Below are 24,745 nucleotides of genomic sequence, written 5' to 3'. Positions count from 1 at the left end.
TATGCTGCAATACGGTAATAATAAACTTCCACTAGAATAAGAAAAATACATTAATGTTGAATTGATTGTTCAGAATCTCGAACAATGAAGGTGGACTCATGAATAAGCTCCAAGCAATGGAAGTCTTCGTACAGGTGGTCGACGCCGGCGGCTTCACGCGCGCCTCGGAATCCCTGCAGCTGCCCAAGGCCACCGTATCGACCCTGGTGGCCGGCCTGGAAGCGGCGCTATCGGTCAAGCTGCTGCACCGGACCACGCGCCACGTTTCCGTCACCGCCGACGGCGCCGCCTACTATGAAAGATGCCTGCGCATCCTGGCCGACGTGAAGGACGCCGAGGAGTCGCTTTCGCGCACCCGCCTGAGCCCGCGCGGCCGGCTGCGGGTCGACGCGCCGACCGGGCTGGCCAACGAAATCCTGGTGCCGGCCCTGCCTTCCTTCTTTGAACAATACCCGGATATCCAGCTCGAACTCGGTTGCAGCGACCGCCCGGTCGATTTGATCGAGGAAGGCGTCGATTGTGCAGTGCGGGGTGGCCAGTTGGCCGATTCCACCCTGATTGCGCGGCGCGTCGGCCTGCTCAATTTTGTCACCTGCGCGGCGCCCTCCTACCTCGAGCGCTTCGGAACCCCCAACCACCCGCGGGACCTGGAACGGCACCGCTGCGTAAACTATTTCTCGTCCAAGACTGGCAAAATATACAACTGGGACTACACGCGCGACGGCGAGCGGATCGAGATGATGCTGCCGGGCGTGGTGGCACTGAACGACTCCAACGCTTACCTGCAGGCCGGGCTGGCGGGCCTGGGCATCATCATGATGACGGATGTGCAACTGGGCAGCCACGGCAAGGATGGCCGCCTGGTGCAGGTCCTGGAAGACTGGATCACCGACCCGCTGCCGATCCACGTGGTGTACCCGCAAAACCGCCACCTGTCGGCCAAGGTGCGGGTGTTCGTTGAATGGGTGGCGGACCTGATGGCCAGCCATCCCCAAATGCGGCTGCGTCCCCTCGCCGCTTCCCTGCCTGTGGAGCCGACAGTATGACCGAACGCATCGTTTTCCTGGACCGCGACAGCATCATCGCCGATATCCGGCGTCCTTCATTCGCCCACGAATGGGCCGAATATCCGGCCTCCAGCGCCGCCGAAGCGATTGGACGCCTGAAGGGCGCCACCATTGCAATTAGCAACAAGGTGCCGTTGCGGGCCGAGGCGCTGGCTGCCCTGCCCGGCCTGAAAATGATCGCGGTGGCCGCCACCGGCACCGATATCGTCGACCTGGCGGCGGCGCGCGGGCGCGGCATCGTGGTGTCGAACATCCAGGGCTACGCCCGTGCCGCCGTGCCGGAGCACACTTTTGCGCTGATGCTTGCGCTGCGCCGCCAGCTGCTGGCCTACCGTGCCGACGTCGAAGCGGGAATGTGGGAGAAGTCGCCGCGTTTCTGCCTGTTCCACCACCCGATCCGCGACCTGCATGGCAGCCGCCTTGGTTTGCTGGGCTACGGCGACCTGGGAAAACAGGTGGCGCACCTCGGCCGCGCCTTCGGCATGGAAGTGCTAGTGCATACCCGCACGCCGGCCAACGACCCCGACGTGCGCGACGTAAGCTGGGACGAACTGCTCGAAACTTCTGACGTATTGAGCCTGCACGCACCGCTGACCGACGCCACGCGCAACATCATCGGCGCCGCCGAACTGGCACGCATGAAGCCAAGCGCCATCCTGGTAAATACCGCGCGCGGCGGCCTGGTCGACGAAGCAGCGCTGGCTGGCGCCTTGCAGCGCGGCCTGATCGCCGGCGCCGGCTTCGACGTGTTGTCGAAGGAACCGCCGCTGCCCGACAATCCCCTGCTGCGCCTGCGCCTGCCGAACTTCCTGCTCACGCCCCATTCGGCCTGGGCCAGCGGGCAGGCGATGCAGGGCCTGGCCGACCAGCTGATCGACAATATCGAAGCCTTCGTCGCCGGCCAGCCGGCCAACCGCGTCGCATGAAACGCGCACGCCCGAAGGCGGGAATCGGCACCTATCTTGCCATCGCGTTTTGCGCATTGGCGATCGCCATGGGCGCGATTCTGGCTGCCGTCATCGCGCGCACTGCCGGCAACCAGGTCAAGGCCGATATCGGCAGCGCACTATCCGACCTGGCGCAGCAGGCGGCCGACAAGCTCGATCGCAATATGTTCGAACGCTACCGCGAGGTACAGTTGCTGGCGCAGCGTCCCGACATGGGCGGTGCCGCTTCGACGGCAGCACGCCGCACCACGCTGGAGCTGCACCAGCGCAGCTATCCTCACTATGCCTGGATCGGTGTCACAGGCCGCAACGGCCGCGTGCTGGCCGCCACCGGCTCGCTGCTGGAAGACTTCGACGTCAGTGAGCGTCCCTGGTACCGCAATGCCCAGGCCGGGACTTTCGTCGGCGACGTGCATGATGCGGTCATGCTGGCCAAGCTGCTGCCTGCGCCGGACATGCAGGCGCAGCGCTTTGTCGACCTGGCCTTCCCGCTGGCCGACGGCAGCGGCGTGCTCGGCGCCCACCTGTCATGGCAATGGGCGCGCGAGCTGGAACGCTCGGTGATCGAACCGGCCAGCACGCACCGCCAGGTGCAGGCGATCATCGTCGACCGCGACGGCAAAGTGCTGCTCGGGCCCGACGGGCTGCTGGCCAGGACCTTGCCCCTGCCGGACGAGGGCAACGGCTACCGGGTGCAACGCTGGCCCGATGGCGTCGACTACGTGGTCGGCTATGCACGCACACGCGGTCACGCCGCCTACCCTGGCCTTGGCTGGACGGTGCTGGTGCGCCAGAGGGTTGATACCGCCTGGGCGCCGGTGCGCTCCTTGCAGAAGCGCGCCTGGTGGCTGGGCGTGGCGATGGCGGCCCTGCTGCCCTTGCTGGCATTCCCGCTGGCGCGCCGCATTGCCCGGCCGCTGAGCGAGCTGGCCGACGCCGCCGACCGTATCCGGCGCGGTTCAGCCGCTGAATTGCCGCAACTGGCGCCCTACGCCGAGGTGCAGGCGCTATCGCGCACCCTGAATTCCCTGGTTGCCAACCTGGAAGGCCGCGTCAGCGCCCGGACCGGCCAGTTGCGCGACGCCATGCAGCGCATTGCCGCCATTATCGAAACCGCGCAGGATGCCTTCATTGCGGTGGGCCCGGACGGCTTCATCACCGACTGGAACCCTGCCGCCGAGCATATGTTCGGCTGGCCGCGCCAGGAAGCCGTAGGCAAAAGCTATATCGAGATGCTGGTGCCGCAACGCTTCCGCACGCAGCAGGAGGCCGCATTGGCCGCCGCCCGCGGCAGCGAAGCCCCGGACTTCGGCCGCCGCGTGCAGCGCACCCTGATCCGGCGCGACGGCGAGGAACTGACGGTGGAAGCCAGCATCAGCCGTCCGGCCAATGGCCTGTTCTGCGTCTTCCTGCACGATATCTCCGAGCGCCGCCAGGTCGAGGAAATGAAGAACGAATTCATCGCCACCGTTTCGCACGAACTGCGCACGCCGATGACGTCGATCCGCGCCTCGCTATCGATGCTGGTCGACGGCGGCGCCGGCGAACTGCCGCCGGATGTGCAGCACCTGGTCAACATCGCCTACCAGAGCAGCGAACGGCTGGTGCGCCTGGTGAACGATATCCTGGATATCGAGAAGATCGAAGCGGGCAAGATGGAATTCCGCACCGACGAGCTGGAGATTGCACCGCTGCTCGACGAAGCCGTCGACGCGGTGCGCGGCAGCGCGGCGCAGCGCCCGGTGGCGCTGGAGCGCAGCGGCAGCGGGCGCGGCTTGCGCGTGCGCGGCGACCACGATCGCCTGGTGCAATTGCTGGTGAACCTGTTGTCGAACGCCATCAAACACTCGCCGCAATACAATTCGGTGACGCTCGACTGCCGCGTGGTAGCGGCAGGCATCCGGCTATCGGTCAGCGACAATGGCCCGGGAATTCCGGAGGCGTTCCAGGCGCGCGTCTTTGCCAAATTCGCCCAGGCCGACAGTTCGGATACGCGCCTGAAAGGCGGCACCGGCCTGGGGCTGGCAATTTGCCGCGCCATCGCCGAACAGCACGGCGGCATCATCGGTTTCGATACGGAAGAAGGCCGCGGCACGACCTTCCACGTGACCTTGCCCGCGCTTTAATTCATGTCCTGCTGCCAGTCGGCCTTGCGGGTCATCACGCCCCACTTGGCCTCTTCGCGGATGGCCCACTTGTACAGGCCGATCAGGCGCCACCAGCTGTTGATCTGCCGATAGCCGAAGTTCTCAAGGACGACAACCGCCGCCAGGATCAGCAATTGGCTTGGCCGCGGATACAGGTGGAAGGAAATTTCCTCCAGCAGCAAACCGAAGGCCGACAGCAGGATGCCCAGCCCGATCGCCAGGAACAGGAAGACCCCAAACGACTCCCATGACACCCAGCCCTGCCACCAGGCCAGCGCCATGAAAATATAGCCGAACAGCTCGATGAAGGGCCCCAGCCACTCGAACAGCACGAAGAACGGGAAAGCCATCCAGCCCGCAACGCCGCCATGGCGGCTGAACATCAGGCCCCAGTTGGTGGTAATGCTCTCGGACAGGCCGCGCGACCAGCGGATGCGCTGGTTGCGCAACTGCTTGCGGTCTTCCGGCGCCTCCGTCCAGCACACCGGGTCCGGTACGAATTCGATCCTGTATGGCACGCCGCGGGCGCGCAGCTTGCGGTGCATGCGCACCACCAGCTCCATGTCTTCGCCGATTGCCTTCGGGTTGTAGCCGCCGACGGCCACCACGGTGTCTTTGCGGAACAGGCCAAACGCCCCGGAGATGATCAGCATGCCGTTGATCACCGACCAGCCCATGCGGCCGAACATGAAGGCGCGCAGGTATTCAACCACCTGGAACAGGGCCCAGGGATTGGTCGGCATGCCGACCCGGGTCAGGAAGCCGCCGCGCACTTCGCAGCCGTTGGCAATACGCACCGTGCCGCCGGTGGCCACCATCAGCGGATCGCCCAGGAATGGCCGCACCAGCCGCTGCAGGCTGTCGCGCTGCAGGATCGAGTCGGCATCGACACAGCAGAACAGCGGATAGCGCGCCGCATTGATGCCGGCATTGGTCGAATCGGCCTTGCCGCCGTTGACCTTGTCCACAATGCGCAGGTTCGGAAAACGCGTCGAGCGGTAGATGGCATGCACCGGCCTGGTCTCGAGCTGGATGCGGTAAGCCTCGGGGAAAGGCACCAGCGCAAACTCATCGATCATTACCTGCAGCGTGCGGTCGGTGGAGCCGTCATTGATGACGATGACTTCCATCTCCGAATAGGAAAGCTGCAGCATCGAGCGGATCGAGGTGACGATGGTCGCTTCCTCGTTATAAGCCGGCACGACCACGCTGATCGGCGGCTCCAGCGCCGAATACACTTGCGGCAGGTCGTCCAGGATCGCCTCCTGCGAGCGCCGGCGCAGCGCATACATGGCCAGGAAGTTCAACATCAGGTAGCCGCCATTGAGCAGCACAAAATACACCAGCACGCTGATCGAGATGATCTGGATCAGATGCGGATTGGGCGTCATGCGGCCTCCTGTTCCGCCGTCACCTGCGCAATCATGTCGGCCGCGTAGCGATCGCCGGCGTTGCGCAATTGGGCCAGTTCTTCATTGGTCAGGAAGGGCAATGCCAGCAAGGCTTGCGCCGCGCGATAGCGTACCCACCATTGCGGATCCGACAGCAAGGCGCGCAGGCGGGCCACGTCGCTGCGGTCCCCCATCTCGCCCAGCGCCCGCACGGCCTGCAGGCGCACGCGCCAGTCCTCGCTGGCAAGGTGGCGGCGCACTTCATCCACTACCCCGGGGACATGCGACATGCGCAAGGCGGCCAGCAGCACTTCCTGCTCCCTGCTGGCAAGGTAGCCGCGCAGCTGGGCCAGCGGCAAATCCATGCGCAAGGCCGCCACCAGCCGCAGCGCTTGCGGCAGTTCGGCCGGCGTTACGCGCGCCAGTGCATCCGCCAGCACCGGCTGCCATTCCGCGCGCGCGTTCTGCAGGATATTGGCCAGCTGCGACAGCGGCCAATCGCCGCGCCGCAGCAGCAAAGGCGCCATTTCATGCGCCGCACGCGCTGCGTCGGTTTGCACCAGCGCCCACAAGGCGTGCACGGACGATGCACTGTCGGCACTGTGGGCGGTACGGGCCAGGGCGGCCCAGGAATCCTTGTCGCGCATATGGCCAAGCGCCAGGATCGCCAGCAGCCTTTCGGCGCGGTTGCCGCCCGCCAGCAGCCCCCTGACCTGCTCGTCGCAGCCGAGGCGGCGCGCGATGCCGTTCAGGCCTTCGCTTGCCTCGCCGCGCACCGCCTGCTGCAGGTGCAGCCACAGCTTGATGAACAGCAGGCCGTCGCGCCGCGCCAGTTCCGGCAGGTTGCCCACCGGCTCTCCTGCAATGGCGGCATTCAGCAGCGGTCGCCATTTCAGGGTCAGTTCCTGTTCGCGGCGCTGCATGCGGCGCATCGACAGGCGCAGCCAGATGATCTGCAGTCCGACCAGCGCGGTCAGCGCCAGCGCACCAGCACCGGTCCAGAATGCGATCTGGAGGTAGACGTCAGAAGGCAGCTTGTAGTCCAAGATTGACCCCGTTGCGCACGTAAAAATCGCCCTGGCGGGTAGACGCCAGGGCATAAGTGACGGCCCAACGCTGGTCAAACCAGTGCCGCCCAACCAGGGCGGCCGACTGCACGCTGGTCAGGCGCGTGGTGCCGGCGATATTTGCTGCTTCCTTGCCCACGGCGACGGACAAACCGACCGCGCTGCGGTCGTTATAGTAATAACTGCCGCGCAGCTCTGCGCTATGCGCGGTCGTGCCGAAAGCGCGCGCCGCGCGCCAGGCGCCGGAAAAACTGTAGCTGCCGACATAGCGCTCCAGCATCAGCAGGCTTTGGTTGACGTGGACGTCGTTGTAGCTGCTGCTGCGCCCTCCTCCATGCACCAGCCAGCCTTTGGCGAATTCATACTGCAAGGTCGCGCCCAGCGCGTGGCGCGCCAGGATCTGGTGCTCGCTGCTGAATTTGCCATCGACGGAAGCGGTCAGCCGCCCGGACAACGGCATGTCGGCGCCGGCGCTGAACTGGGTTTCCCCGATACCGAAACGCTCGATGCGCGTGACGCCGGCGCCAAATCCCAGCCGCGGCGCCGCCTGGTGGCGTACGCTGAGCGACGTTTCATGCCAGTTCGCGGCCGGTCCGCTCAGGTGATCGATGCCGTGGTTGATGCCAATCGTCGTTTGCGCGGCCGCCGGCAAGGCACTGCAGGCAAGTGCGGCCAGGGTGGCGGCCTTCATACCGGCTCCTTCAGGTGGCGCCGCACGCGCGCCAGCAGTTCATTGGGCTGGAATGGCTTGACCACATAATCGTTGGCGCCTTCGTCGAGCGCGCGCACGATGTCTTTTTCCGTGTGCTTGGCGGTCAGCATCACGATCGGCACCTCCTGCCAGCCCTCGCGCTGGCGGATGATGTGCACCAGTTCGAAACCATCTATATAGGGGAGCATTACGTCCAGCAGCACCAGCGATGGCGGCGTGGCGGCGGAGACAATGGCCTTGCGAGCCGCCAGGCCATCGGCAGCGAGAGTGGTCTGGTAACCTTGCCGCTGCAGGATGAAAGTCAGGATTTGGCCAATATGTTCGTCGTCTTCAATTACCAGGATGGAGGTGTCGGGCATAAGTTCTCAGGTTCTATTGCGCATCGAATTCGGCGGCGGCCTTGGCCGACCACAGCGCCTCATTATAGGTAGCAAAGGGAATATCGTAGCGTTCGACAGAACCGTCTTCGCCGATGAAATAGGTCCACCAACCTGCCGGGTCGGGAACCAGGGCGATGTCTTTGGGCTTGCAATGCTCGTGCAAGTCATCTCCCACATCGAGTGTGATGATGCGGGTCTTTCGGTGTCGGATCAGCGTGGCCATGGCGCGTTCTCCTATCGGGTGATGGTGCATTGTAATGCCGATTGTTCTCCGTTAACCAACTAACGGTTGAAAAGCGTTGCGCGTGGCAAGCTTCATCGAGGAGGACCGCACCATGAACGCATCAGCCACCCAGCAACCGCTCAATCCCGGCGACCAGGCGGCGCCCGGCACGCCAGGCAGCGGCGAAGGCATCTGCCCGCTCTGCAGCGGTTGCGGCAAAACGCCGGACGGCCAAAGTTGCCCCAACTGCGGCGGCTCCGGCCGCGTCATCGAGGGCATCGGCGGCGGCTAACGCTAGCCCGCGCCCAGGCGCTGGCGCAGGAAGTCGATGAACAGCCGCGTGCGCGCCGGCAGATGGCGCGTTTCGGTCAGCGCATGCACCATGATCGGCTCCATGTGCCAGTCCGGCAGCACGCGCCGCAGGCGCCCGGCCTGCACTTCCTGCTTGGCCAGCAGCGGGTCCAGCGCCGAAATACACAGGCCATTGGCCGCAAACGACATGCTGAGCGCCGCGCTGTTGGTGGCGTAGCGCGAGTGCGCCATCACCTCCACCACTTCCTCGCCGCGATACAGTTTGCGCCAGATATCGGGCAGACGGCTGGAAAACGAGCGACCGCACATGGTGTGCTGCACCAGGTCGCAGGCATGTTCCAGCGGCGGCATCTTGGCCAGGTAGACCGGCGAGGCGTACAGGTAGCGCGGCATCATGGCAATGCGCCGCACAACCAGCGTGGACGGCGCGGTGGGCGGCTGGCCCATGCGGACCGCCACATCGAAAGGCTCCGACTGCAAATCCACGGCGCGCGATGAAATATCGAATTCCATCTTGATGTCCGGGTACATGTCGGCGAACTCGGTCAGCACCGGCGCCAGGTAGCCGACGCCGAAACTGGAAGTCATGGTCACGCGCAGGATGCCGGCAGGTTTTTCCGACCAGTCCAGCAGCGCTTCGTGGGCGCTCATCGCTTCTTCCACGATGCCCTGGCAGCGCTTGAAATAGGCTTCGCCGGCCCCGGTCAATTCCACCTTGCGGGTGGAGCGGTGCAACAGGCGCAGGCCGATGGATTTCTCCAGTTCGGCGATATTGCGCGACAGGGTGGAATTCGACATGTCCAGTGCGTCGGCGGCGGCGCGGAAGCTCTTGCGCTTGGCCACTTCGACGAACAGGCGCATATGGTGCAGCCGGTCCATTCATTGCTCCATTTTTGGGATATTCAATTCGATTATAAGCATTTATCCCAACAATGAAACAGTTCACAATGCGCTTACTTCGACCTTTAGCAGAAAGGAAACGCAAATGAACAACACTGAACCCACCCTGTTTGATGAATTATGCAAGCTCCTGGCCGGCCTGGTTTTCAGGGCAGGAGGATCTCCCTGCTGACCTGCTGGATATCGCGTTTGCCGCAGAAGGCCATCGAGATATCCAGTTCGTTGCGGATGATTTCGAGGCAGCGTGTGACGCCGGCCTCGCCCATCGCCCCCAGCCCGTACAGGAAGGGGCGCCCGATATAGACGCCGCGCGCACCCAGCGCTACGGCGCGCAGCACGTCCTGGCCGGAACGCACGCCGCCATCCATATGGACTTCGATCTGTTTGCCGACCGCTTCCACAATGCCCGGCAGCGCCGCGATCGAGGATGGCGCGCCATCGAGCTGGCGCCCGCCATGGTTGGAAACAATCAGCGCATCGGCGCCGCTATCGGCCGCCAGGCGCGCATCCTCGGCATCCATGATGCCCTTGATAATCAGCTTGCCGCCCCAGCGATTCTTGATCCATTCGACGTCGTTCCAGGACAGGCTGGGATCGAACTGCTGGCTGGTCCACGAGGACAGCGAAGACATGTCCGACACCGATTGCGCGTGGCCGACGATGTTGCCGAACTGGCGCCGCGTGGTGCCCAGCATGCCGGCGCACCAGCGCGGCTTGCTGGCCATGTTCAGCATATTGGCGATAGTCAGGCGCGGCGGCGCCGACAAGCCGTTGCGCAAGTCCTTGTGGCGCTGGCCCAGCACCTGCAAATCCAGCGTCAGCACCAGCGCCGAGCAGTTCGCCGCCTTGGCGCGGTCGATCAGGCGATTGATGAAATCGCGGTCCTTCATCACATATAGCTGGAACCAGAACGGCTTTGTCGTATGCGCCGCCACATCCTCGATCGAGCAGATGCTCATGGTCGACAGCGTGAACGGGATGCCGAATTTTTCCGCCGCGCGGGCTGCCAGGATTTCGCCGTCGGCGCGCTGCATGCCGGTCAGCCCGGTCGGCGCGATCGCTACCGGCATCGCCACTTCCTGCCCAGCCATGGTGCTGCGCAGGCTGCGGTTGTTCAGGTCTACCGCCACGCGCTGGCGGAACTTCAGCCGCTGGAAGTCCTCTTCATTGGCGCGATAGGTGGATTCGGTCCAGGCGCCGGAATCGGCATAGTCATAGAACATGCGCGGCACGCGGCGCTTGGCCAGGCGGCGCAGGTCTTCGATGCAAGTGATGAGTGTCATTCCCGCATATTAGCGCAGGAATTGCCGCTCAATCATCAGCATTGCTGACTACCGGGTGTATGAAATCTTTTAGTGCTGATGGAGGACGTCTTTGCGGAACCAGTCGTCGAGCATTTGCTTTTCGTGGCCGTACAGGTCGCGATCGTAGCGGTTCACGCCCATCATATAGCCGGGATCGGACAATTTGCTGTCGCCGCTGCTGATTACCTTGCCATCTTGCTCGATAAGGTAGCGCAAATGGATGCGCGGCCAGTCGGCCTGCCCCCTGAGCACGCGGATATCGCGCAGCGCGACGCGGGGAAATTCATCGCCGGCCAGGTCTATATCCAGGAATTCGACTTTCAGCGCCTGCCCTGCCGGCAGTTTTTCCGACAGAAGACTGAGATGTTCGCGCAACAGGAACTGCATGTCATCCCGCTTCTGGTAATCGCGCGGCACGTCGGTCATCTTGCCGATATCGACAAACGTGACGGTCGCGCCGGCAAAGGCGCTGCTGGACACGGCCACCAGCAAGGCAGCATGAATGAGCTTGTTCATGCCTGAAGTATAGGCCGCAAACGGCAAAAAGGAAAAAGGGTCCACACCTCCCGGTATGGACCCTTTCAATTTGGTGCGGCTGGCAGGAATCGAACCCACGACCCCTTGGTTCGTAGCCAAGTACTCTATCCAGCTGAGCTACAGCCGCAAAACTTGCTTTTTCCTCGCCGCTCGACAGCGACGGCTACAACACTTACAAAAACTGGTGCGGCTGGCAGGAATCGAACCCACGACCCCTTGGTTCGTAGCCAAGTACTCTATCCAGCTGAGCTACAGCCGCAAAAACTAAATTATAACAGTCAGTTATGCATACTACCAACTTCCTGCTACTCCCCTCGCTCGACAGCGAAGGGCTCAAACATTTGCTGCAAATTCTGGTGCGGCTGGCAGGAATCGAACCCACGACCCCTTGGTTCGTAGCCAAGTACTCTATCCAGCTGAGCTACAGCCGCTTAAGAAGCAGGATTATATCGCATGAATTTCGTTTTGGAAAGCTTACGTTCTACTCAACTTTCCAAGGCGAAACCGGCGTTTCCGGCTCTTTCCTGCGCAGTATCCTGTGCAAGGAGGCAGCATTATATGTGGGGGTTTTCCGATTGTCCAGCACTGCGAAACAATTTCTTTTATTGCCTTATGGACATTATTACTTCATTCATGAAACGCATTTCTCTCATCATGAATCGAAATTGGATCTTTATTCCGCGATGCAGCATCATTCACCTGTCTCCTCTATTCTCCTCCAAGAAAATAGAATTCGGGCCCGCAGCTAGCGGGCCTTTTTTTTTGTCGCCCTTGGTGTAGCATTGCCCATATTGACATCCCGGCACTGATATAAACATGGCGCAAATCGCAGGTGAAAGCATGGCAACCCAGGACTGGTCGCGCGCCGACCTCGGCCCGCAGGAGGCCTGGCCCCAGGCCTTGCGCCTGGCGCTGGACATCATGCTCAACACCCCGCTGCCGATGCTGCTGCTGTGGAGCCGCCGGCAAATCATGCTCTACAACCAGGCCTATGCCAGCAATGTCGGCACTGCCAGCACAGTTCCGCCCGGCGGCACTGTGCCGGCCGTGCCACCTTCGGCGTGGAGTTGGAACCCGCAAGCCATCGAACAAGCCTGGAGCGGGCAAAGCCTGGTCTTCCTGCGCCAGCCTCTGAAGCTGTGGCGCGACGGCCACATGACGGAAACCAGCTTCGACCTGCATTACACCCCGGTACGCGGCACCGACGGCGAAGTCGCCGGCATCCTGTGCACCCTGGCCCCGGCCAGCGCCGCCGCCCTACCCTCCGCCGCGGCCAACGATGGCCACTTGCGCATCCTGGTGGTGGAAGACAACCAGGACGCCCGGTACCTGGTCTGCGAAATGCTGCGCGCCTTCGGCCACGAGGTCAGCGCCGCAGCCAACGGCGAAGCGGCGCTCGCACAGCTGGCCGAAGCGGAATTTGACGTGCTGTTCAGCGACGTCAGCCTGCCTGGCATGAGCGGCGTCGAACTGGGCCGCACCGCCCTCCAGCGCCAGCCGCGCCTGCGCATCGTCTTTGCCTCCGGCTACAGCCAGTCTTTGACCAGCCACCTCGACTTTCCCGCCGTTTCCATGCAAAAACCCTACGACATCGAACAACTACAGCAGGTGTTGCAAGGTTTGCATTAGGCAATGGTGCGGCGGCAAGTTGCTTGTCAAGGCTACAATCGAACGTTATGAGTCCCGATCCCCGCACGCACAATGTACTGGATAGCATGGGTGACGGCTTCGCCGTCATTGCCCGGGACTGGACCGTCCAATACCTGAACCCCAGGGCGGCGGACATGCTGTTGCCGCCGGTGACCTCCTTGCACGATCCGCGCGGCCAGAACTTATGGCACGCCTTTCCCGCCCTGGCCGGCGGCGCGCTGGAAGCGCCGCTGCGCCGCACGCTCGAGCAAGGCCTGCCGGCCGCCTGCGAACTGTTTTACCAGCCCAGCCAGCGCTGGATGGAAGTGCGCGCCTGGCCTTCGCCGTTGGGCATGACCTGCCTGCTGCTCGACATCCACCAGCGCAAGCTGCATGAGCGCGGCCTGCGCGAAAGCACCAACCGCCTGCAAGTGGCGCTGGCCGCCGGGCGGCTCGGCGATTGGGAATGGAGTGCCGCCACCAACCAGGTGCGCCTGGGGCGCCGCGCTGCGGAGATCTTCGAGCTGCCGGCAGAAATCCCGATCACCTGGCCGGTGCTGCGCGACCGCATCGCGGCGGAAGACTTCGAGGTGGTCGAGCAGGCCTTCTCCGACGCGGTGCAATTGCGGCGCGATTTCAATGTCGAATGCCGCATCCGGCACCGCGACGGCGCTATCTGCTGGCTGTCCGTCATCGGACACGGCGACTTCAGCGACGCCGGCGAATTGCGCGGCGTGATAGGCATGATGCAGGACATCACCGCGCGCAAATCCACCGAAGACGCCTTGCGCAACAGCGAAGAAGAACTGCGGGCACTGGCCAACAGCATGCCGCAACTGGCCTGGATCGCCAGCAGCGATGGCGCCATGATGTGGTACAACGAGCGCTGGCAGGAATACACCGGCATGGACGACTGGAACATGCTGGGCGAAGGCTGGCGCCAGGTGTATGCGCCGGAAGCCATTCCCGCCATGCTGGCGCACTGGCGCATTTCGGTGGAAACCGGGCGACCTTTCGAAATGGAGTTCCCGATCCGCGCGCGCGACGGCCAGTACCGCTGGTTCCTGACGCGCGCCAACGCCATGCGCGATGCCAGTGGCCGCATCCTGCGCTGGTTCGGCACCAGCACCGACGTCGACCAGGTCAAGCGCGTGCAGGAACAGCTGCGCGATGAAACCAATATCCTCGAACTGCTGAACAGCACCGGCACGGCGCTGGTGCAGAACCGCGACCTGCATTCGCTGCTGCAGGACGTCACCGATGCCGCCACCAGCATATCCGGCGCGCGCTTTGGCGCCTTCTTCTATCACGGCGCCGACGGCGACGGCGGCAAGCAGGCCATGCATACCTTGTCGGGCGCACCGCCGGACGATTTCCAGGGCCTGCCGCATCCCCATGTACGCAGCGGCCTGGCCGTGCCGGTACTGGCGCGGGCCGGCGAAGTGGTGGGTACGCTGTTCTTCGGCCACCCCGAACCGGATATGTTCAACGAGCGCACCGAACGGATCGTCAGCGGCGTGGCGGCCCAGGCCGGCATCGCCATCGACAATGCGCGCATGGTCGACGCCGCCCAGCGCGCCGCGGAAGAGCGCAAGGTACTGCTGGACCGCGAACGCAGTGCGCGCGCCGAAGCCGAGCGCAGCAGCCAGATGAAGGACGAATTCCTGGCCACGCTGTCGCACGAACTGCGCACGCCGCTGACCGCCATCCTCGGCTGGGCGCAGGTACTGCGGCGCGGCAACCGCACGCAGGAAGAGCAGCTGCGCGGCCTGGAAACCATCGAGCGCAACGCCCGCGCCCAGGCGCAGCTGATCGAAGACTTGCTGGACATGGGCCGCATCACCTCCGGCAAGGTGTTGCTTGATATGAAGCTGCTGATGCCGGCCGTGGTAGTCGATGCCGCCCTGGAAGCAGTGCGCCCGGCCGCCGAGGCCAAGGGCATCCGGCTGGAACGCGACTTCTCGGCCACCGGCCACGTGGCAGGCGACGCCAACCGCTTGCAGCAAGTGGTGTGGAACCTGCTCACCAACGCGCTCAAGTTCACGCCGCGCGGCGGGACCGTGCGCGCTTCGATCTGGGCCCACGAGGGGCACGTCGACATCACCGTCAGCGACAACGGCCTTGGCATCCGCCACGAATTCCTGCCCCATGTGTTCGAGCGCTTCCGCCAGGCCGACGCTTCCACCACGCGCCGGCATGGCGGCCTTGGGCTCGGCCTGTCCATCGTCAAGCACCTGGTGGAACAGCACGGCGGCACGGTAGCGGCAAGCAGCGAAGGCGAAGGCATGGGCTCCAGTTTCAGCGTACGGCTGCCGCTGGCAAGCGGGGAAATCCGCGCCGCGCGCATGCACAGCCCGGCACGCAGCGAGCGCGCGCCCTTGCCCGAGCTGGGCTTGCGCGACCTGGCTGGCCTCAAAGTGTTGCTGGTGGACGACGAGGCCGATGCGCGCGAGCTGGTCGGGCGAATCTTGCGTGATTGCAACTGCGAAGTGCAGTGCGCCGCCAATGCCGCCGAAGCGATTGCCCTGGCGCGCGGCAGCCACTATGACTTGCTGGTGAGCGATATCGGCATGCCCGATGTTGACGGATTTGAATTATTGTCAAGGATCCGGGCCCTCGGGCCGGCGCGCGGCGGCGCCTTGCCTGCCATCGCGCTGACCGCCTTTGCCCGCCCCGAAGACCGCCTGCATGCGCTCGAATCAGGCTTCCTCGATCACGTGCCAAAACCCATAGAGCCTTCTGAATTGGTAGCCACGATTGAACGGGTTTGCCACGCCAGCAAGAGTGGCTGAGGCCTACCCAAGCACGGGAAAATGTCCTACAAGAAACTTGCGAAATCTTTGCTAGACTGGTTAATGACACGTGCGCCACGGCAAACTGTCGCAAGATACACTGAGAGTCCAGTTCCCGAGACCGCCATGCCAAGCCCTGATGAGATCCTGAATGCCAAGATCTTGGTAGTTGACGATTGTGCAGACAATATCGACCTGATGTTGGAGATTCTGCGCGATGCCGGTTACACCAATGTGACGGCCACTATGCTACCGGAGCAGGTTTGCCCCCTGCACCGCCAGCATCGCTATGATCTGATCCTGCTCGACCTGCAAATGCCGGAACTGAATGGTTTCCAGGTCATGAAAGGCCTGAAGGAGATCGAGCAGGAAGGCTACCTGCCGGTGCTGGCCCTGACGGCCCAGCCCAGCTTCAAGATCGCCGCGCTGGAAGCCGGCGCGCGCGACTTTATCAGCAAGCCGTTCGACCTGCTCGAAGTACACAAGCGCATCCATAATATGCTGGAGGTGCGCCTGCTGTACAAGGAACTGGCCTCCTACAGCAAGCAGCAGCAGGAACTGGCACTGCACGACCCGTTGACCGGCCTGCCCAATCGGCGCCTGCTGGAAGACCGTATTGCCAACGCCTTGCAGCACGCCGCGCGCCAGCAGCGCCGCGCAGCCGTCATGTACCTCGACCTCGATGGCTTCAAGGCCATCAACGATACCCACGGCCATGCCTACGGCGACGAAATCCTCAAGCAGGTCGCACAGCGCCTGGTCAATTCAGCGCGCAAGGAAGATACCGTGGCGCGCATCGGCGGCGATGAATTCGTGATTGTGCTGGGCGAAGTCGGCACCCTGGCCGATGCGCAGGAACCTGCCAGCAAGCTGGTGGAAGTGGTGGCCCAGCCCTACCAGGTCAATGGCCTGACGCTGCAGCTGTCGACCAGCCTTGGCATCGCGCTCTACCCTGACGATGCCGGCACGGTCGACAACCTGATGCATGTTGCCGACGCCGCGCTCTACGAAGCCAAGCGTACCGGCAAGAACCGTTATTGCGCTGCAGCGCATACGGACGCGGTGCCGTCGCCGCAAGTCCACGTTACTGCAGCCTGAGCCGGCAGCCTGATACGACAGGCCGCCATGCAGGTCATGAAGTGGTTTCAGCCTCGCGCCCGATTTCCGTCGACTCCTCGACCTTGCCGGCATGCTGGTGGTCTTGCTGTGCGTCGACTTTTTCCGGAGCCACTTCGATGCGCGTAATACCGGCGTCAACCGAGATCGGATCGCTGGCGGGGAACGTCATTTCAACCGCATCATCCAGCAATTCTTCCTTGGCTTTTTCAGCTGGCGCAAGCTGCTCTTCGTCGGCCAGGATTGAAATGGCGCAAGCCCAGCGCACGAAATTGAGCTGCGCGAATTCGCGCACCGTGCTCACGCCGAACGCAGCTTGCAGGGCCTTGGCATCCTTCTGGCTCAAGCCGCGCAAGGCGCTTACTGGTGCATCGGCCAATTCGCGGAAACTCTTGCCCACATACTCTTTGTCAACGATGGTGTCGATATTCATGGTCACTCCTCCATTGGACGAGTTTTCACTATGGCAGCAGGGCTGCCGGCTGACTGTGCGCGTGCGTACACAACGCGTGTTCGATTGGCATGGGTTCTTTGACACAGTAAATAGGCGCAGCTATGATCAGACTGGTGGACAAGCCTAAGATCCTCGTCGTCAATGACGACGCCAACAGCCTCTTCGCACTGACGAACCTGCTCGAGCAGTGGGCAGCGCAGGAGAATTATGAAGTCGTCGCCGCGCGCTCTGGCGAGGAAGCCTTGCGCGAAGTGCTCACGCACGACTTCGCCGTGCTCCTGCTCGATGTCAATATGCCGGGCATGGACGGCTTTGAAACGGCGGAAGCTATCCACCAGCGCCCGCGCTCATCGGACATTCCCATCATCTTCATCACCGCCTTCGTGGCGGATGAACTGGACCGCCTCAAGGCTTACCAGAAAGGCGCGGTCGATTTCCTGTTCACGCCGGTGATTCCGCAAGTGCTGCACGCGAAGATCAGCGTCTTCGTGTCACTCGCCACCAAAAACGAAGAGTTACGGCGCCAGGCGCGCCAGCTGAGCCAGCGCACCACCGACCTGATCGCCAGCAACCAGCGCCTGTTGCGCGAGATCGAAGAACGCAAGACCGCCGAGCGCGCCAGCCACGCCAAGGATGAATTCCTGGCCATGCTGGGCCACGAGTTGCGCAACCCCTTGTCGGCCATCAGCAGTGCCGCCTCGCTGATCGGTTTGCCGGGCGTGAACGCCGACAGCGTGAGCCATGCAAAAAAAATCATCCAGCGCCAGAGCCGGCACCTGGGCCGTATCGTGGACGACTTGCTTGACCTGAGCCGCGCCATGTCAGGAAAGATCTTGCTCAACCGGCTGCCGCTCGATATGTCGGCCCTGCTCAAGACCACGCTGGAAACGTTCCGCGCCACCGGCCGGCTGGAAGACTACCACCTGTCAGTCGAGATCGCCCCGTGCTGGGTCAATGGCGACGCCACCCGCCTGGAACAGGTCATCAGCAACCTGCTGGACAACGCATTGAAATACACAGCGGCCGGCGGACGCATCGAGCTGCTGAGCGATGTGGACGATGGCGAAGTAACGATCAGCGTGCACGACAGCGGCGTCGGCATTTCGGCCGACCTGCTGCCGCAAGTGTTCGACGTTTTCGTACAAGGCGCCAGCACGCTGGACCGCGCGCAAGGCGGCCTCGGCATCGGGCTGTCGCTGGTGCGCCGCTTGGTGGAACTCCATGGCGGCAATGTGTATGCTGAAAGCGATGGCCCAGGCGAAGGCAGCACCTTCACCCTGCACTTGCCCTGCATCGAGCATGTGATTGAACCGAAGGCGATACCCATGGAAACAAGCGAACAGCCGAAGCCAGCCGTGCTGCTGGTGGAGGATAACGACGACGGCCGCGAAATGATGGCCATGATGCTGGGCTGCTACGGCTACCCGGTGCAGCATTCGGCCGACGGCTTCCAGGGCCTGGCCAAGGCTGCTGCCGACCGGCCCGACATTGCCCTGGTCGACATCGGCCTGCCGGGCATCGACGGCTATGAAGTGGCACGCCGCATGCGGGCCAACCCGGAGACCCACCACATCAAGCTGATCGCCCTGACCGGCTACGGCCTGGCAGACGACCAGCGGCGCGTGATGGATGCCGGCTTCGACATGCACCTGGTGAAGCCGGTCGACGTCGACCAGCTGCTGCGCGCCATCGACCAATGCCTGGCGCGCACGCCGGCCACCATGCGCTCCTGATCAGACCCGCATGCGTCCGGCCTGGCCGGCGCTCGCCTGCGGCATGCGCGGCGGCACGAACTCGATTTCGTCCTTGCGCGCTTCGATCTCGCGCGCCATGGTTTGCAGGTCGAGTCCGGCCTTCTTCGCCAGCGGGAACATCTCACCCTCTTCTTCCTTGACGTGGTGATTGATGTATTCGCCCAGCACCTTGACCTTGGCGTCGAACAGCTCGTCGTGCGGGTCCATTTCGCCGATCTGGGCGATCAGGTCCTTGGCGCTGGAGTGTTCGACCGTCGCCTCATCGACCAGGTCGTCAGCTTCTTTCGATGCCGCCCGCACCGCCGGATAAAAGATTTCTTCTTCCGCCGTGGCGTGCTTGGTCAGTTCGAGGCAAATCCTGTCGGCCAGCTTCTTTTTGCTGGTAAAGGCGCGGTCGCCCAGGCCCTCGAACTCCTTGAACATGGCTTTGACGTTGGCATGGTCTTGTTTCAACAAAGCAATAGCGTCTTTCATTTTGCGTCTCCTCTGGTGAGCTGCCAGATTGACAGGCGCACTGCTGGCTGTATGTGCGCCACCCCACGACCATCCTCATGTATGATCAAGGCAATAAACATGGACTGCCAAACATATGTCTGCTAACACGGACGCCGCCGAACTGCGGGAGCTGCTGGGTTACGTCAACAATTGCTGGGACGATGAACGGCGCGCCCTGTCGCGCCAGATGCACGACAGCCTCGGTTCCTCGCTGACGGCCCTGACCATGCATCTCGGCCTGCTCACCTCCAAGCTGCCGCCGGAGCCCGCCTTGCTCGACCGCGCCGCGCAGATGAAAAACCTGCTGCACAACATCATCGAAACCAACCGCGGCATGCAGCACAAGCTGTGGAACGACAAGCTGGAATTCCTCGGCTTGCGTGTGGCGCTGGGTGAACTGGTGGCCCAGTTCGGCGCGGAACAGCTGATGAAAGCCCAGTGCAGCCTGCCGGAAGACGAACCGGCCTGCCCGCGCGCGCACCGCGTGGTGCTGCTGCGCGCCGCGGAAGAAGGCTTGCGCAACGTGGCCACGCATGCACGCGCCAGCAAGGTCGACGTGATCGTCGACGATATGGACGACAGCATCGTCCTGACAGTAAAGGATGACGGCGTCGGCCTGGGCCAGACCGCCGTTGCGGATGGCGACTGGCACCAGCACCACGGCTTGCGCATGATACGCGAGCGCGCCATTTTCCTCGGCGGCTGGTTGTCGCTGGCCGCCAATGGCAAGCAAGGCGCTGTCCTGAGCGTCACCCTGCCCAAGCCGCCGATAAGCTGAATCCTTAGCGCTTGCTGCTACGCTTCAAGGCCACCCAGGCCGACAGCGGCAGCGCCAGCGCACCAATTCCGAACCAGAGCCACAGCGGCACGTGGAAGCCATGTTCCTGCTGATACGCCGCTGCAGGCGCGACGGCGCGATGCACCTCGGGCGCTGAGGGGTTGTAGTACACCGTGACGCTATCGCCGAGTTTGCGCTGGGCGCAGCCGGCAGGCTCACGCACCGGGCCGCGGCGGCGCTTGCCTTCCAGTTCGAACTCGTACCACCACTGGCCGTCGTTATGGCATTCGAGCACGGCGACGTGGCCGGCCGCAGTAGCATGGTGGCGCGACAGCTCGGCCAGCTCGGTGGCGCGGTTATAGCAGCCGCCAAGCAAGGCAGCGGCGGCCGCAGCGGCCAGCAGCGCCCTCAATGCAGCTTGACCAGCGGCGTGGCGCGTTTGACGAGGAAGCGCGCCACCGCCAGCACACCGGTGCGGATGGTGCCCAGCACGGCCTGGTGGTGCAGCAGGTGCAGGCTGACATACATCATGCGCGCAAAGAAGCCTTCGACGAACCAGCTGAAGCCACGCAGCGAACCCATCAGGCTGCCGACCGAGGTCGACTGGCCGAACGACACCAGCGAGCCGTAATCGCGGTACTCATAAGGCCTGCCTTGCGGCGCCTGACCCTTCGCCCGGCGCATGAAAGCCTGCAGCAGGTAATCCGCCTGCTGGTGCGCGGCCTGAGCGCGCGGCGGAACCGGCTTGCCATCGGCGCCCATGCACTGCGCGCAATCGCCCAAGGCATAGACGCCCGGCACGCCCCTGACCTGCAGCTCGCCGGTCACTTCGATCTGGCCGCCTTTGGCAGTCGGCAAGCCAAGCGAGGCCAGGAAAGCCGGCGCCTTGATGCCGGCCGCCCATACCACGATATCCGACGGATAATCCTGCTCGCCGACGGACACATGGTCTTGCGCAATCGCAGTCACGCGGCAATCGGTCACGACCTTGATACCGCGCTCATTGAGCAGCTTCAGTGCCGCATTCGATACGCGCTCAGGCAGCGGCGCCAGGATGCGCGGCGCGCCTTCCAGCAGTGTAATGCGCACGTCGCGCACCGGGTCGAGGTGGCCGAAGCCGTAAGACGTGTAGACCCCGCTGGCTTCGCGCAATTCGGCCGCCAGTTCGACGCCGGTAGCGCCGCCGCCGATGATCACGACATCGACGCCGGAAGCGCCCTGCTGCGCGCCTTTTTGCAGCGCGGCGCGCGTCAGCAGCTTGAGCAAAGTCAGGCGGAAGCGTTCCGCATCTTCGGTCGCGTTGAGGGAAATCGTGTTCTCGGCTGCGCCTGGCACGCCGAAATAATTGGAAGTGCTGCCGACAGCCATCACCAGCGATTCGTAGCCGATGCTGCGCTCGGGCAGGACAGCTTCGCCGCCTTCGCTGGTAATTGCCGCCACGGTGATTTGCTGACTGGAGCTGTCCAGCGCCGTCATGGCGCCGTAGACATAGGTGAAGCCATTGTCGTGCGCCAGCATCTGGTAGGACAGGCCTTCCTGGTGGATGTCCAGGGTGCCGGCCGCCACCTCGTGCAGCGAAGGCTTCCAGATGTGGTAAAGCCGGCTATCGACCAGCATTACCTGTTGCGGGCCGAGTTTGCGGCCCAGCTTGCAGGCCAGCTCAAGGCCGCCCGCCCCTCCACCTACGATCACATATTTGCTCTGCAAACAGTTCTCCTAAATGTCGGCAGCGAGCGGGCCGGGCCCGTTTACGCTACCGGATTAATGCTTGCCGTGGCCTTTGCCATGGCCCTTGCCGTGGCCATGGCCGTGGTCTTCATCGCGATCGCCGCGCTCATCGCGGTCGTAGTCACGGTCACGCTGACCGCCACGGTGGTCGTCGCGATAGCGTGGTGCGTATTCGTTGGTGTACCACTCATCGCGCACGAAGTAGACATTGCGGCCGCAAGCATTGTATTTGCCGCAATGTTTGCCCCAGTCTTTCGCATGGCCCGGCGGAACGCGCAGGTACAGCGGTTCGGCGATGATGCGTGCCGGGCGCTGGATGATCACCGGCTGCGGGTACAGCACAGGCGGCGGTGCCATATTGCCAATGTCAATGCGGCCGAAAAAGCCTGGCTGGCCGACGGTGACGGAAACGCCCACGTCCTGGGCGATGGCTGAAGTGCTGAGTGCCAGCATGGCGGCGGCTAAGAGCTGGGTCTTCATGGTCGTGATTATATAAGTTGTTGAAAAAGTGCGTTGCTTGCCAGTTATTGTACCAAAGCAAGGGAGTAACTTTCGTACGGTAACGTAGTTGGTTGCTATACAGCAACAAATCAGGCATGCACTGTCATTGCCCTGCGCAGCTGGGAGATGGCGTGCTGGGCCTGCCCGATAACTTTGTCGGCAATACGTTTGCGCACCGCCTGCACGCGGCCGGCAGCTTCCGCCTCGAGCATCAGCGGCGTCAGTAATTGGGTTGCCGATTCGTGGAAACTGGAGGCGATGCGATCCAACTGGCGGCCGAAGGCGGCCTGTACGTCTTGCAGGCGTTTGCGCAATTCCTCCTCGAAAGCGCGGCGCCGGTCCTGGATTTCCGAACGCTTGCGGCGGCCGGCATCGGCAAACCACTTGAAGGCGCCGGCCAGCAACACGGCGCCGCCCACGAAGGGGGCAGCAGGCGCCACCACCGGCAGCACCACGGCAACCCCAAACAGATAGGCGGCAGTGCCGGTGCCGGCAGCGGCAACGGCACTGCCCATCAGGGTGAAATTGGCCGCAGTGTCGACCGTCTGCGCCAGGCGGGTGCCGACGCGCATGCGCGGCATCAGGTGCGCCAGCGCGGCGTGGTGCTGGCGTTCAAAGACGGTGCTCTGGGTCAGCCGGATATCGGACTGGAACAGGGACAGGTCGTGCTGCAGCAAGTCCAGCGCTTCTTCCTTGCGCCGCACCACGCGGTCCAGGCGGGATTCCATTTCCTTGCCGAATTGCTCGCCGCTGGCGCGTTCATTGGCTTCCGGATGGCAGGCCAAGGCCAGTTCGATGGCGTTGCCGGCATCATGCACGGCATCGTCGATATCCTGGTTCAGCATCCGGCGTTCATAGGCGATGCGGGCATCGACCAGTGCCAGGCGCTGCTGCACTTGCTGGCGCAGCTGCTGGGCCGTCGCCAGCAGCCCTGCCGCGCTGGCCTCGCAGGCCAGCGGAGAACTCTCGTGTTCGCGGTAACTGTCAATACCATGGCAGATGGTGGCCACGGCGCGCTCGACGCCGGTATGCAATTCGTCTTGGCTCATCAGGCCGCCGTTGTAGCCGCGCGCATGGTTCAACAGCTCGGAGTGGCCCATCGCGCGGCCGAAATCGGCGACGGCGTCGGCCAGCCCCCTGCCCTTGACCAATTTGCGCGCCTGGTTGCCCAGGTTGCTGAGCAGGCGGCGCTCTTCTTCCGGCGGCAGGCCAAACAGCTGTTCCGGGGTCAGCTTGATGTGCAGCGCTTTGGCAATCTTGTGCGCCAGGGGCCGGGCGGCAGTGCCTTGCAGCGCCAGCAGCGGCTTCATCAGGTTAAAGGCCTTATGCCGCGCCGGCTCGGCGACGGTGGGGCTGGAACGGGCCAGGGCTTGCAGCGCCCAATCGACGTTGATGCTGCATTCGATGGCGTTCAGCACGATGGCGGTGAAGACGGCGGAGGCGCGGCCATCGCCGGCCAGGTCCGTCACGGCGGCAAACTGGGCCAGGGTCAGCGCGCCGTCGGTACTGGCGATGGCGCCGACCGTGCGGGCCAGGTTGGAGGTAAAACTTTGGTCGGAAGAAAGATGTTCGTCGAGGCCACGCAAAAAGACAGCATGCTCGGGTGCAGCCGGCGCGGAGGCGGCTGGTGTGGTGACGCTCGCGGCTCCATAAGTGCTTTGCACAAATTCTCCGTTCGCTCGGTCCAGGTTAATGGCATTCTAGACCATGCGAGCTCATCACCCAAACAGTTTGAGTGCAGCCATGGCGCCGATAAGAGTCAGTGTCTGCGCCAGCATCCAGCACTGGATCTGCGCGCGAACCTTTGCAGTCTCGAGCAAGAGTTTCTGCTTCAGTTCGATGAGGCCGGACATATGACCACCGGATCGGGTTTGTTCGAAGACATGGTACGCTCCTTGGCCGCAAGGCGTCATTGTCGCGCGGCTATGGTGCAGGCTCCGTGGGCAAAATCAAGGTTTCCTTGATTTCCTCCATGACGACATATGACTTCGATTGCGCAGCCCCCGGAAGGTTCAACAGCATATCGCCCAGCAGCTTGCGGTACTCCGCCATCTCATGGATGCGGGCCTTGATCAGGTAGTCGAAATCTCCCGATACCAGGTGGCACTCCTGCACCTCCGGAATGCGCAGCACTTCGCGGCGGAACTGTTCGAAATGGCTGGCCGATTTCTGGTTCAACGTGATCTCCACGAACACCAGCAAGCTGGCGCCCAGGGCGCGCGGATTGAGCCGCGCGTGATAGCCGGCAATCACCCCATCGCGCTCCATGCGCTTGACGCGCTCGATGGTCGGCGTAATCGACAGCCCGACCTGCTCGCTCAAGTCCTTCATCGCGATACGCGCGTCCTCCTGCAGGATGCGCAGTATTTTCCGGTCAATCTTGTCCAGTCCCCGGGCTGATTCTTTTTGGATTCGCATGATTTTTTGCTGTTTTAGGCTCTCCATATAGTAACAAATACTAGGAAATCTTACTTATCATAGCAAAATAATCCGTCACAAATATTCCGGAGG

The 24,745-nt window shown here is 63.2% G+C and carries 25 protein-coding genes and 3 tRNA genes; 9 read left to right on the top strand and 19 right to left on the bottom strand.

Features of this window, described 5'->3' with window-relative positions; translation table 11 throughout:
* Positions 1-98 precede the first annotated feature (98 nt).
* The 3 genes from ASD07_RS04820 to ASD07_RS04810 are packed head-to-tail and all read left to right on the top strand — an operon-like array spanning position 99 to position 4,140.
* On the top strand, positions 99-1,046 hold the full coding sequence (locus ASD07_RS04820) for a LysR family transcriptional regulator (protein ID WP_055926096.1): 948 nt from the start codon (positions 99-101) through the stop codon (positions 1,044-1,046).
* Positions 1,043-1,993 carry a D-2-hydroxyacid dehydrogenase gene (locus tag ASD07_RS04815; protein ID WP_055926093.1) on the top strand — a complete coding sequence of 317 codons (951 nt, stop codon included), beginning with the start codon at positions 1,043-1,045 and terminating at the stop codon, positions 1,991-1,993. Before ASD07_RS04820 ends, ASD07_RS04815 begins: the two co-directional genes overlap by 4 nt.
* Complete coding sequence (locus ASD07_RS04810) at positions 1,990-4,140, top strand: sensor histidine kinase (protein WP_055926090.1); 2,151 nt, start codon at positions 1,990-1,992, stop codon at positions 4,138-4,140. Before ASD07_RS04815 ends, ASD07_RS04810 begins: the two co-directional genes overlap by 4 nt.
* On the opposite strand, the gene ASD07_RS04805 is transcribed toward ASD07_RS04810, so the two are convergent.
* The 5 genes from ASD07_RS04805 to ASD07_RS04785 are packed head-to-tail and all read right to left on the bottom strand — an operon-like array spanning position 4,137 to position 7,934.
* A complete protein-coding gene (locus ASD07_RS04805; RefSeq protein WP_055926088.1) occupies positions 4,137-5,552 on the bottom strand; it encodes a glycosyltransferase family 2 protein in 1,416 nt (471 codons plus the stop codon). The two genes, ASD07_RS04810 and ASD07_RS04805, sit on opposite strands and share 4 nt — an antisense overlap.
* A complete protein-coding gene (locus ASD07_RS04800) occupies positions 5,549-6,598 on the bottom strand; it encodes a HEAT repeat domain-containing protein (protein ID WP_162246534.1) in 1,050 nt (349 codons plus the stop codon). The genes ASD07_RS04805 and ASD07_RS04800 overlap by 4 nt, the downstream gene beginning before the upstream one ends.
* Positions 6,576-7,310, bottom strand: a complete 735-nt coding sequence (locus ASD07_RS04795; protein ID WP_055926085.1) for a YaiO family outer membrane beta-barrel protein — start codon at positions 7,308-7,310, stop codon at positions 6,576-6,578. The genes ASD07_RS04800 and ASD07_RS04795 overlap by 23 nt, the downstream gene beginning before the upstream one ends.
* Positions 7,307-7,690 (bottom strand): response regulator transcription factor, encoded by a 384-nt coding sequence (locus ASD07_RS04790; protein WP_055926082.1) that lies wholly within the window; start codon positions 7,688-7,690, stop codon positions 7,307-7,309. The genes ASD07_RS04795 and ASD07_RS04790 overlap by 4 nt, the downstream gene beginning before the upstream one ends.
* A 13-nt stretch (positions 7,691-7,703) precedes the next feature.
* Positions 7,704-7,934, bottom strand: coding sequence for a hypothetical protein (locus ASD07_RS04785; RefSeq protein ID WP_055926079.1), 231 nt, complete (start codon positions 7,932-7,934; stop codon positions 7,704-7,706).
* Between the two features lie 112 nt (positions 7,935-8,046).
* Here ASD07_RS04785 and ASD07_RS04780 point away from each other — a divergent pair, with 112 nt between their 5' ends.
* Positions 8,047-8,226, top strand: coding sequence for a hypothetical protein (locus tag ASD07_RS04780; RefSeq protein ID WP_055926267.1), 180 nt, complete (start codon positions 8,047-8,049; stop codon positions 8,224-8,226).
* A 2-nt stretch (positions 8,227-8,228) separates the two neighbouring features.
* Here the strand turns inward: ASD07_RS04780 and ASD07_RS04775 are convergent, their stop codons facing one another.
* From ASD07_RS04775 to ASD07_RS04750, 6 genes are all read right to left on the bottom strand, one after another.
* Positions 8,229-9,125 (bottom strand): LysR family transcriptional regulator, encoded by an 897-nt coding sequence (locus tag ASD07_RS04775; RefSeq protein WP_055926075.1) that lies wholly within the window; start codon positions 9,123-9,125, stop codon positions 8,229-8,231.
* A 167-nt stretch (positions 9,126-9,292) separates the two neighbouring features.
* Positions 9,293-10,429, bottom strand: coding sequence for an alpha-hydroxy acid oxidase (locus ASD07_RS04770; protein WP_055926071.1), 1,137 nt, complete (start codon positions 10,427-10,429; stop codon positions 9,293-9,295).
* Positions 10,430-10,498: 69 nt separating this feature from the next.
* Positions 10,499-10,966, bottom strand: coding sequence for a DUF3016 domain-containing protein (locus tag ASD07_RS04765; RefSeq protein ID WP_156397869.1), 468 nt, complete (start codon positions 10,964-10,966; stop codon positions 10,499-10,501).
* A gap of 71 nt (positions 10,967-11,037) precedes the next feature.
* A tRNA-Arg gene (locus tag ASD07_RS04760) sits at positions 11,038-11,114 on the bottom strand.
* Between the two features lie 55 nt (positions 11,115-11,169).
* Positions 11,170-11,246 (bottom strand) — tRNA-Arg (locus tag ASD07_RS04755).
* A gap of 95 nt (positions 11,247-11,341) precedes the next feature.
* A tRNA-Arg gene (locus ASD07_RS04750) sits at positions 11,342-11,418 on the bottom strand.
* A 385-nt stretch (positions 11,419-11,803) separates the two neighbouring features.
* Here ASD07_RS04750 and ASD07_RS04745 point away from each other — a divergent pair.
* The 3 genes from ASD07_RS04745 (at position 11,804) to ASD07_RS04735 (ending at position 16,506) form a co-directional block, all read left to right on the top strand.
* Positions 11,804-12,616 carry a response regulator gene (locus ASD07_RS04745; RefSeq protein ID WP_055926065.1) on the top strand — a complete coding sequence of 271 codons (813 nt, stop codon included), beginning with the start codon at positions 11,804-11,806 and terminating at the stop codon, positions 12,614-12,616.
* Between the two features lie 47 nt (positions 12,617-12,663).
* The gene (locus ASD07_RS04740; RefSeq protein ID WP_082507128.1) at positions 12,664-15,408 is read left to right on the top strand and encodes an ATP-binding protein; all 2,745 of its coding nucleotides are present in this window, start codon (positions 12,664-12,666) and stop codon (positions 15,406-15,408) included.
* Positions 15,409-15,534: 126 nt separating this feature from the next.
* Positions 15,535-16,506, top strand: coding sequence for a diguanylate cyclase domain-containing protein (locus ASD07_RS04735; RefSeq protein ID WP_055926062.1), 972 nt, complete (start codon positions 15,535-15,537; stop codon positions 16,504-16,506).
* A gap of 34 nt (positions 16,507-16,540) precedes the next feature.
* Here the strand turns inward: ASD07_RS04735 and ASD07_RS04730 are convergent, their stop codons facing one another.
* Positions 16,541-16,957, bottom strand: a complete 417-nt coding sequence (locus ASD07_RS04730; RefSeq protein ID WP_055926059.1) for a hypothetical protein — start codon at positions 16,955-16,957, stop codon at positions 16,541-16,543.
* 122 nt (positions 16,958-17,079) lie between these two features.
* On the opposite strand from ASD07_RS04730, the gene ASD07_RS04725 reads away from it, so the two are divergent.
* Entirely contained in the window at positions 17,080-18,711 is a 1,632-nt protein-coding gene (locus ASD07_RS04725) for a response regulator (protein WP_055926056.1), read from the top strand.
* Here ASD07_RS04725 and ASD07_RS04720 read toward each other — a convergent pair whose 3' ends face one another.
* The gene (locus ASD07_RS04720; RefSeq protein ID WP_055926053.1) at positions 18,712-19,206 is read right to left on the bottom strand and encodes a hemerythrin domain-containing protein; all 495 of its coding nucleotides are present in this window, start codon (positions 19,204-19,206) and stop codon (positions 18,712-18,714) included. It abuts the gene before it with no gap.
* Positions 19,207-19,321: 115 nt separating this feature from the next.
* Here ASD07_RS04720 and ASD07_RS04715 point away from each other — a divergent pair, with 115 nt between their 5' ends.
* On the top strand, positions 19,322-20,005 hold the full coding sequence (locus ASD07_RS04715; RefSeq protein ID WP_055926050.1) for a sensor histidine kinase: 684 nt from the start codon (positions 19,322-19,324) through the stop codon (positions 20,003-20,005).
* A gap of 4 nt (positions 20,006-20,009) precedes the next feature.
* Here the strand turns inward: ASD07_RS04715 and ASD07_RS04710 are convergent, their stop codons facing one another.
* The 6 genes from ASD07_RS04710 to ASD07_RS04690 form a co-directional block, all read right to left on the bottom strand.
* Entirely contained in the window at positions 20,010-20,417 is a 408-nt protein-coding gene (locus ASD07_RS04710) for a DUF3592 domain-containing protein (RefSeq protein WP_055926047.1), read from the bottom strand.
* Positions 20,414-21,712, bottom strand: coding sequence for an NAD(P)/FAD-dependent oxidoreductase (locus ASD07_RS04705; protein ID WP_055926044.1), 1,299 nt, complete (start codon positions 21,710-21,712; stop codon positions 20,414-20,416). The genes ASD07_RS04710 and ASD07_RS04705 overlap by 4 nt, the downstream gene beginning before the upstream one ends.
* Before the next feature lie 54 nt (positions 21,713-21,766).
* The gene (locus ASD07_RS04700) at positions 21,767-22,213 is read right to left on the bottom strand and encodes a hypothetical protein (RefSeq protein ID WP_055926041.1); all 447 of its coding nucleotides are present in this window, start codon (positions 22,211-22,213) and stop codon (positions 21,767-21,769) included.
* Between the two features lie 110 nt (positions 22,214-22,323).
* Complete coding sequence (locus tag ASD07_RS04695; protein ID WP_229207057.1) at positions 22,324-23,898, bottom strand: hypothetical protein; 1,575 nt, start codon at positions 23,896-23,898, stop codon at positions 22,324-22,326.
* Positions 23,899-23,952: 54 nt separating this feature from the next.
* Positions 23,953-24,087, bottom strand: coding sequence for a hypothetical protein (locus ASD07_RS32015; protein ID WP_255356977.1), 135 nt, complete (start codon positions 24,085-24,087; stop codon positions 23,953-23,955).
* A 70-nt stretch (positions 24,088-24,157) separates the two neighbouring features.
* Positions 24,158-24,652, bottom strand: a complete 495-nt coding sequence (locus ASD07_RS04690; RefSeq protein ID WP_055926035.1) for an Lrp/AsnC ligand binding domain-containing protein — start codon at positions 24,650-24,652, stop codon at positions 24,158-24,160.
* Positions 24,653-24,745: the final 93 nt, after the last annotated feature.

Source organism: Duganella sp. Root336D2 (assembly GCF_001425005.1).
Taxonomy (GTDB): Bacteria; Pseudomonadota; Gammaproteobacteria; order Burkholderiales; family Burkholderiaceae_D; genus Rugamonas.
The sequence above is the reverse complement of the archived record's forward strand: the minus strand, read 5'-3'. Positions and strand labels throughout refer to the sequence as shown.

Bases quoted from the DNA above. Each gene is read 5' to 3' on its own strand.
- ASD07_RS04720 (WP_055926053.1), bottom strand. From the start codon at position 19,206: ATGAAAGACGCTATTGCTTTGTTGAAACAAGACCATGCCAACGTCAAA.
- ASD07_RS04775 (WP_055926075.1), bottom strand. From the start codon at position 9,125: ATGGACCGGCTGCACCATATGCGCCTGTTCGTCGAAGTGGCCAAGCGC.
- ASD07_RS04740 (WP_082507128.1), top strand. From the start codon at position 12,664: ATGAGTCCCGATCCCCGCACGCACAATGTACTGGATAGCATGGGTGAC.
- ASD07_RS04815 (WP_055926093.1), top strand. From the start codon at position 1,043: ATGACCGAACGCATCGTTTTCCTGGACCGCGACAGCATCATCGCCGAT.
- ASD07_RS04715 (WP_055926050.1), top strand. From the start codon at position 19,322: ATGTCTGCTAACACGGACGCCGCCGAACTGCGGGAGCTGCTGGGTTAC.
- ASD07_RS04725 (WP_055926056.1), top strand. From the start codon at position 17,080: ATGATCAGACTGGTGGACAAGCCTAAGATCCTCGTCGTCAATGACGAC.
- ASD07_RS04745 (WP_055926065.1), top strand. From the start codon at position 11,804: ATGGCGCAAATCGCAGGTGAAAGCATGGCAACCCAGGACTGGTCGCGC.
- ASD07_RS04780 (WP_055926267.1), top strand. From the start codon at position 8,047: ATGAACGCATCAGCCACCCAGCAACCGCTCAATCCCGGCGACCAGGCG.
- ASD07_RS04770 (WP_055926071.1), bottom strand. From the start codon at position 10,429: ATGACACTCATCACTTGCATCGAAGACCTGCGCCGCCTGGCCAAGCGC.
- ASD07_RS04795 (WP_055926085.1), bottom strand. From the start codon at position 7,310: ATGAAGGCCGCCACCCTGGCCGCACTTGCCTGCAGTGCCTTGCCGGCG.
- ASD07_RS32015 (WP_255356977.1), bottom strand. From the start codon at position 24,087: ATGTCCGGCCTCATCGAACTGAAGCAGAAACTCTTGCTCGAGACTGCA.
- ASD07_RS04810 (WP_055926090.1), top strand. From the start codon at position 1,990: ATGAAACGCGCACGCCCGAAGGCGGGAATCGGCACCTATCTTGCCATC.
- ASD07_RS04700 (WP_055926041.1), bottom strand. From the start codon at position 22,213: ATGAAGACCCAGCTCTTAGCCGCCGCCATGCTGGCACTCAGCACTTCA.
- ASD07_RS04790 (WP_055926082.1), bottom strand. From the start codon at position 7,690: ATGCCCGACACCTCCATCCTGGTAATTGAAGACGACGAACATATTGGC.
- ASD07_RS04730 (WP_055926059.1), bottom strand. From the start codon at position 16,957: ATGAATATCGACACCATCGTTGACAAAGAGTATGTGGGCAAGAGTTTC.
- ASD07_RS04785 (WP_055926079.1), bottom strand. From the start codon at position 7,934: ATGGCCACGCTGATCCGACACCGAAAGACCCGCATCATCACACTCGAT.
- ASD07_RS04690 (WP_055926035.1), bottom strand. From the start codon at position 24,652: ATGCGAATCCAAAAAGAATCAGCCCGGGGACTGGACAAGATTGACCGG.
- ASD07_RS04805 (WP_055926088.1), bottom strand. From the start codon at position 5,552: ATGACGCCCAATCCGCATCTGATCCAGATCATCTCGATCAGCGTGCTG.
- ASD07_RS04820 (WP_055926096.1), top strand. From the start codon at position 99: ATGAATAAGCTCCAAGCAATGGAAGTCTTCGTACAGGTGGTCGACGCC.
- ASD07_RS04765 (WP_156397869.1), bottom strand. From the start codon at position 10,966: ATGAACAAGCTCATTCATGCTGCCTTGCTGGTGGCCGTGTCCAGCAGC.
- ASD07_RS04735 (WP_055926062.1), top strand. From the start codon at position 15,535: ATGCCAAGCCCTGATGAGATCCTGAATGCCAAGATCTTGGTAGTTGAC.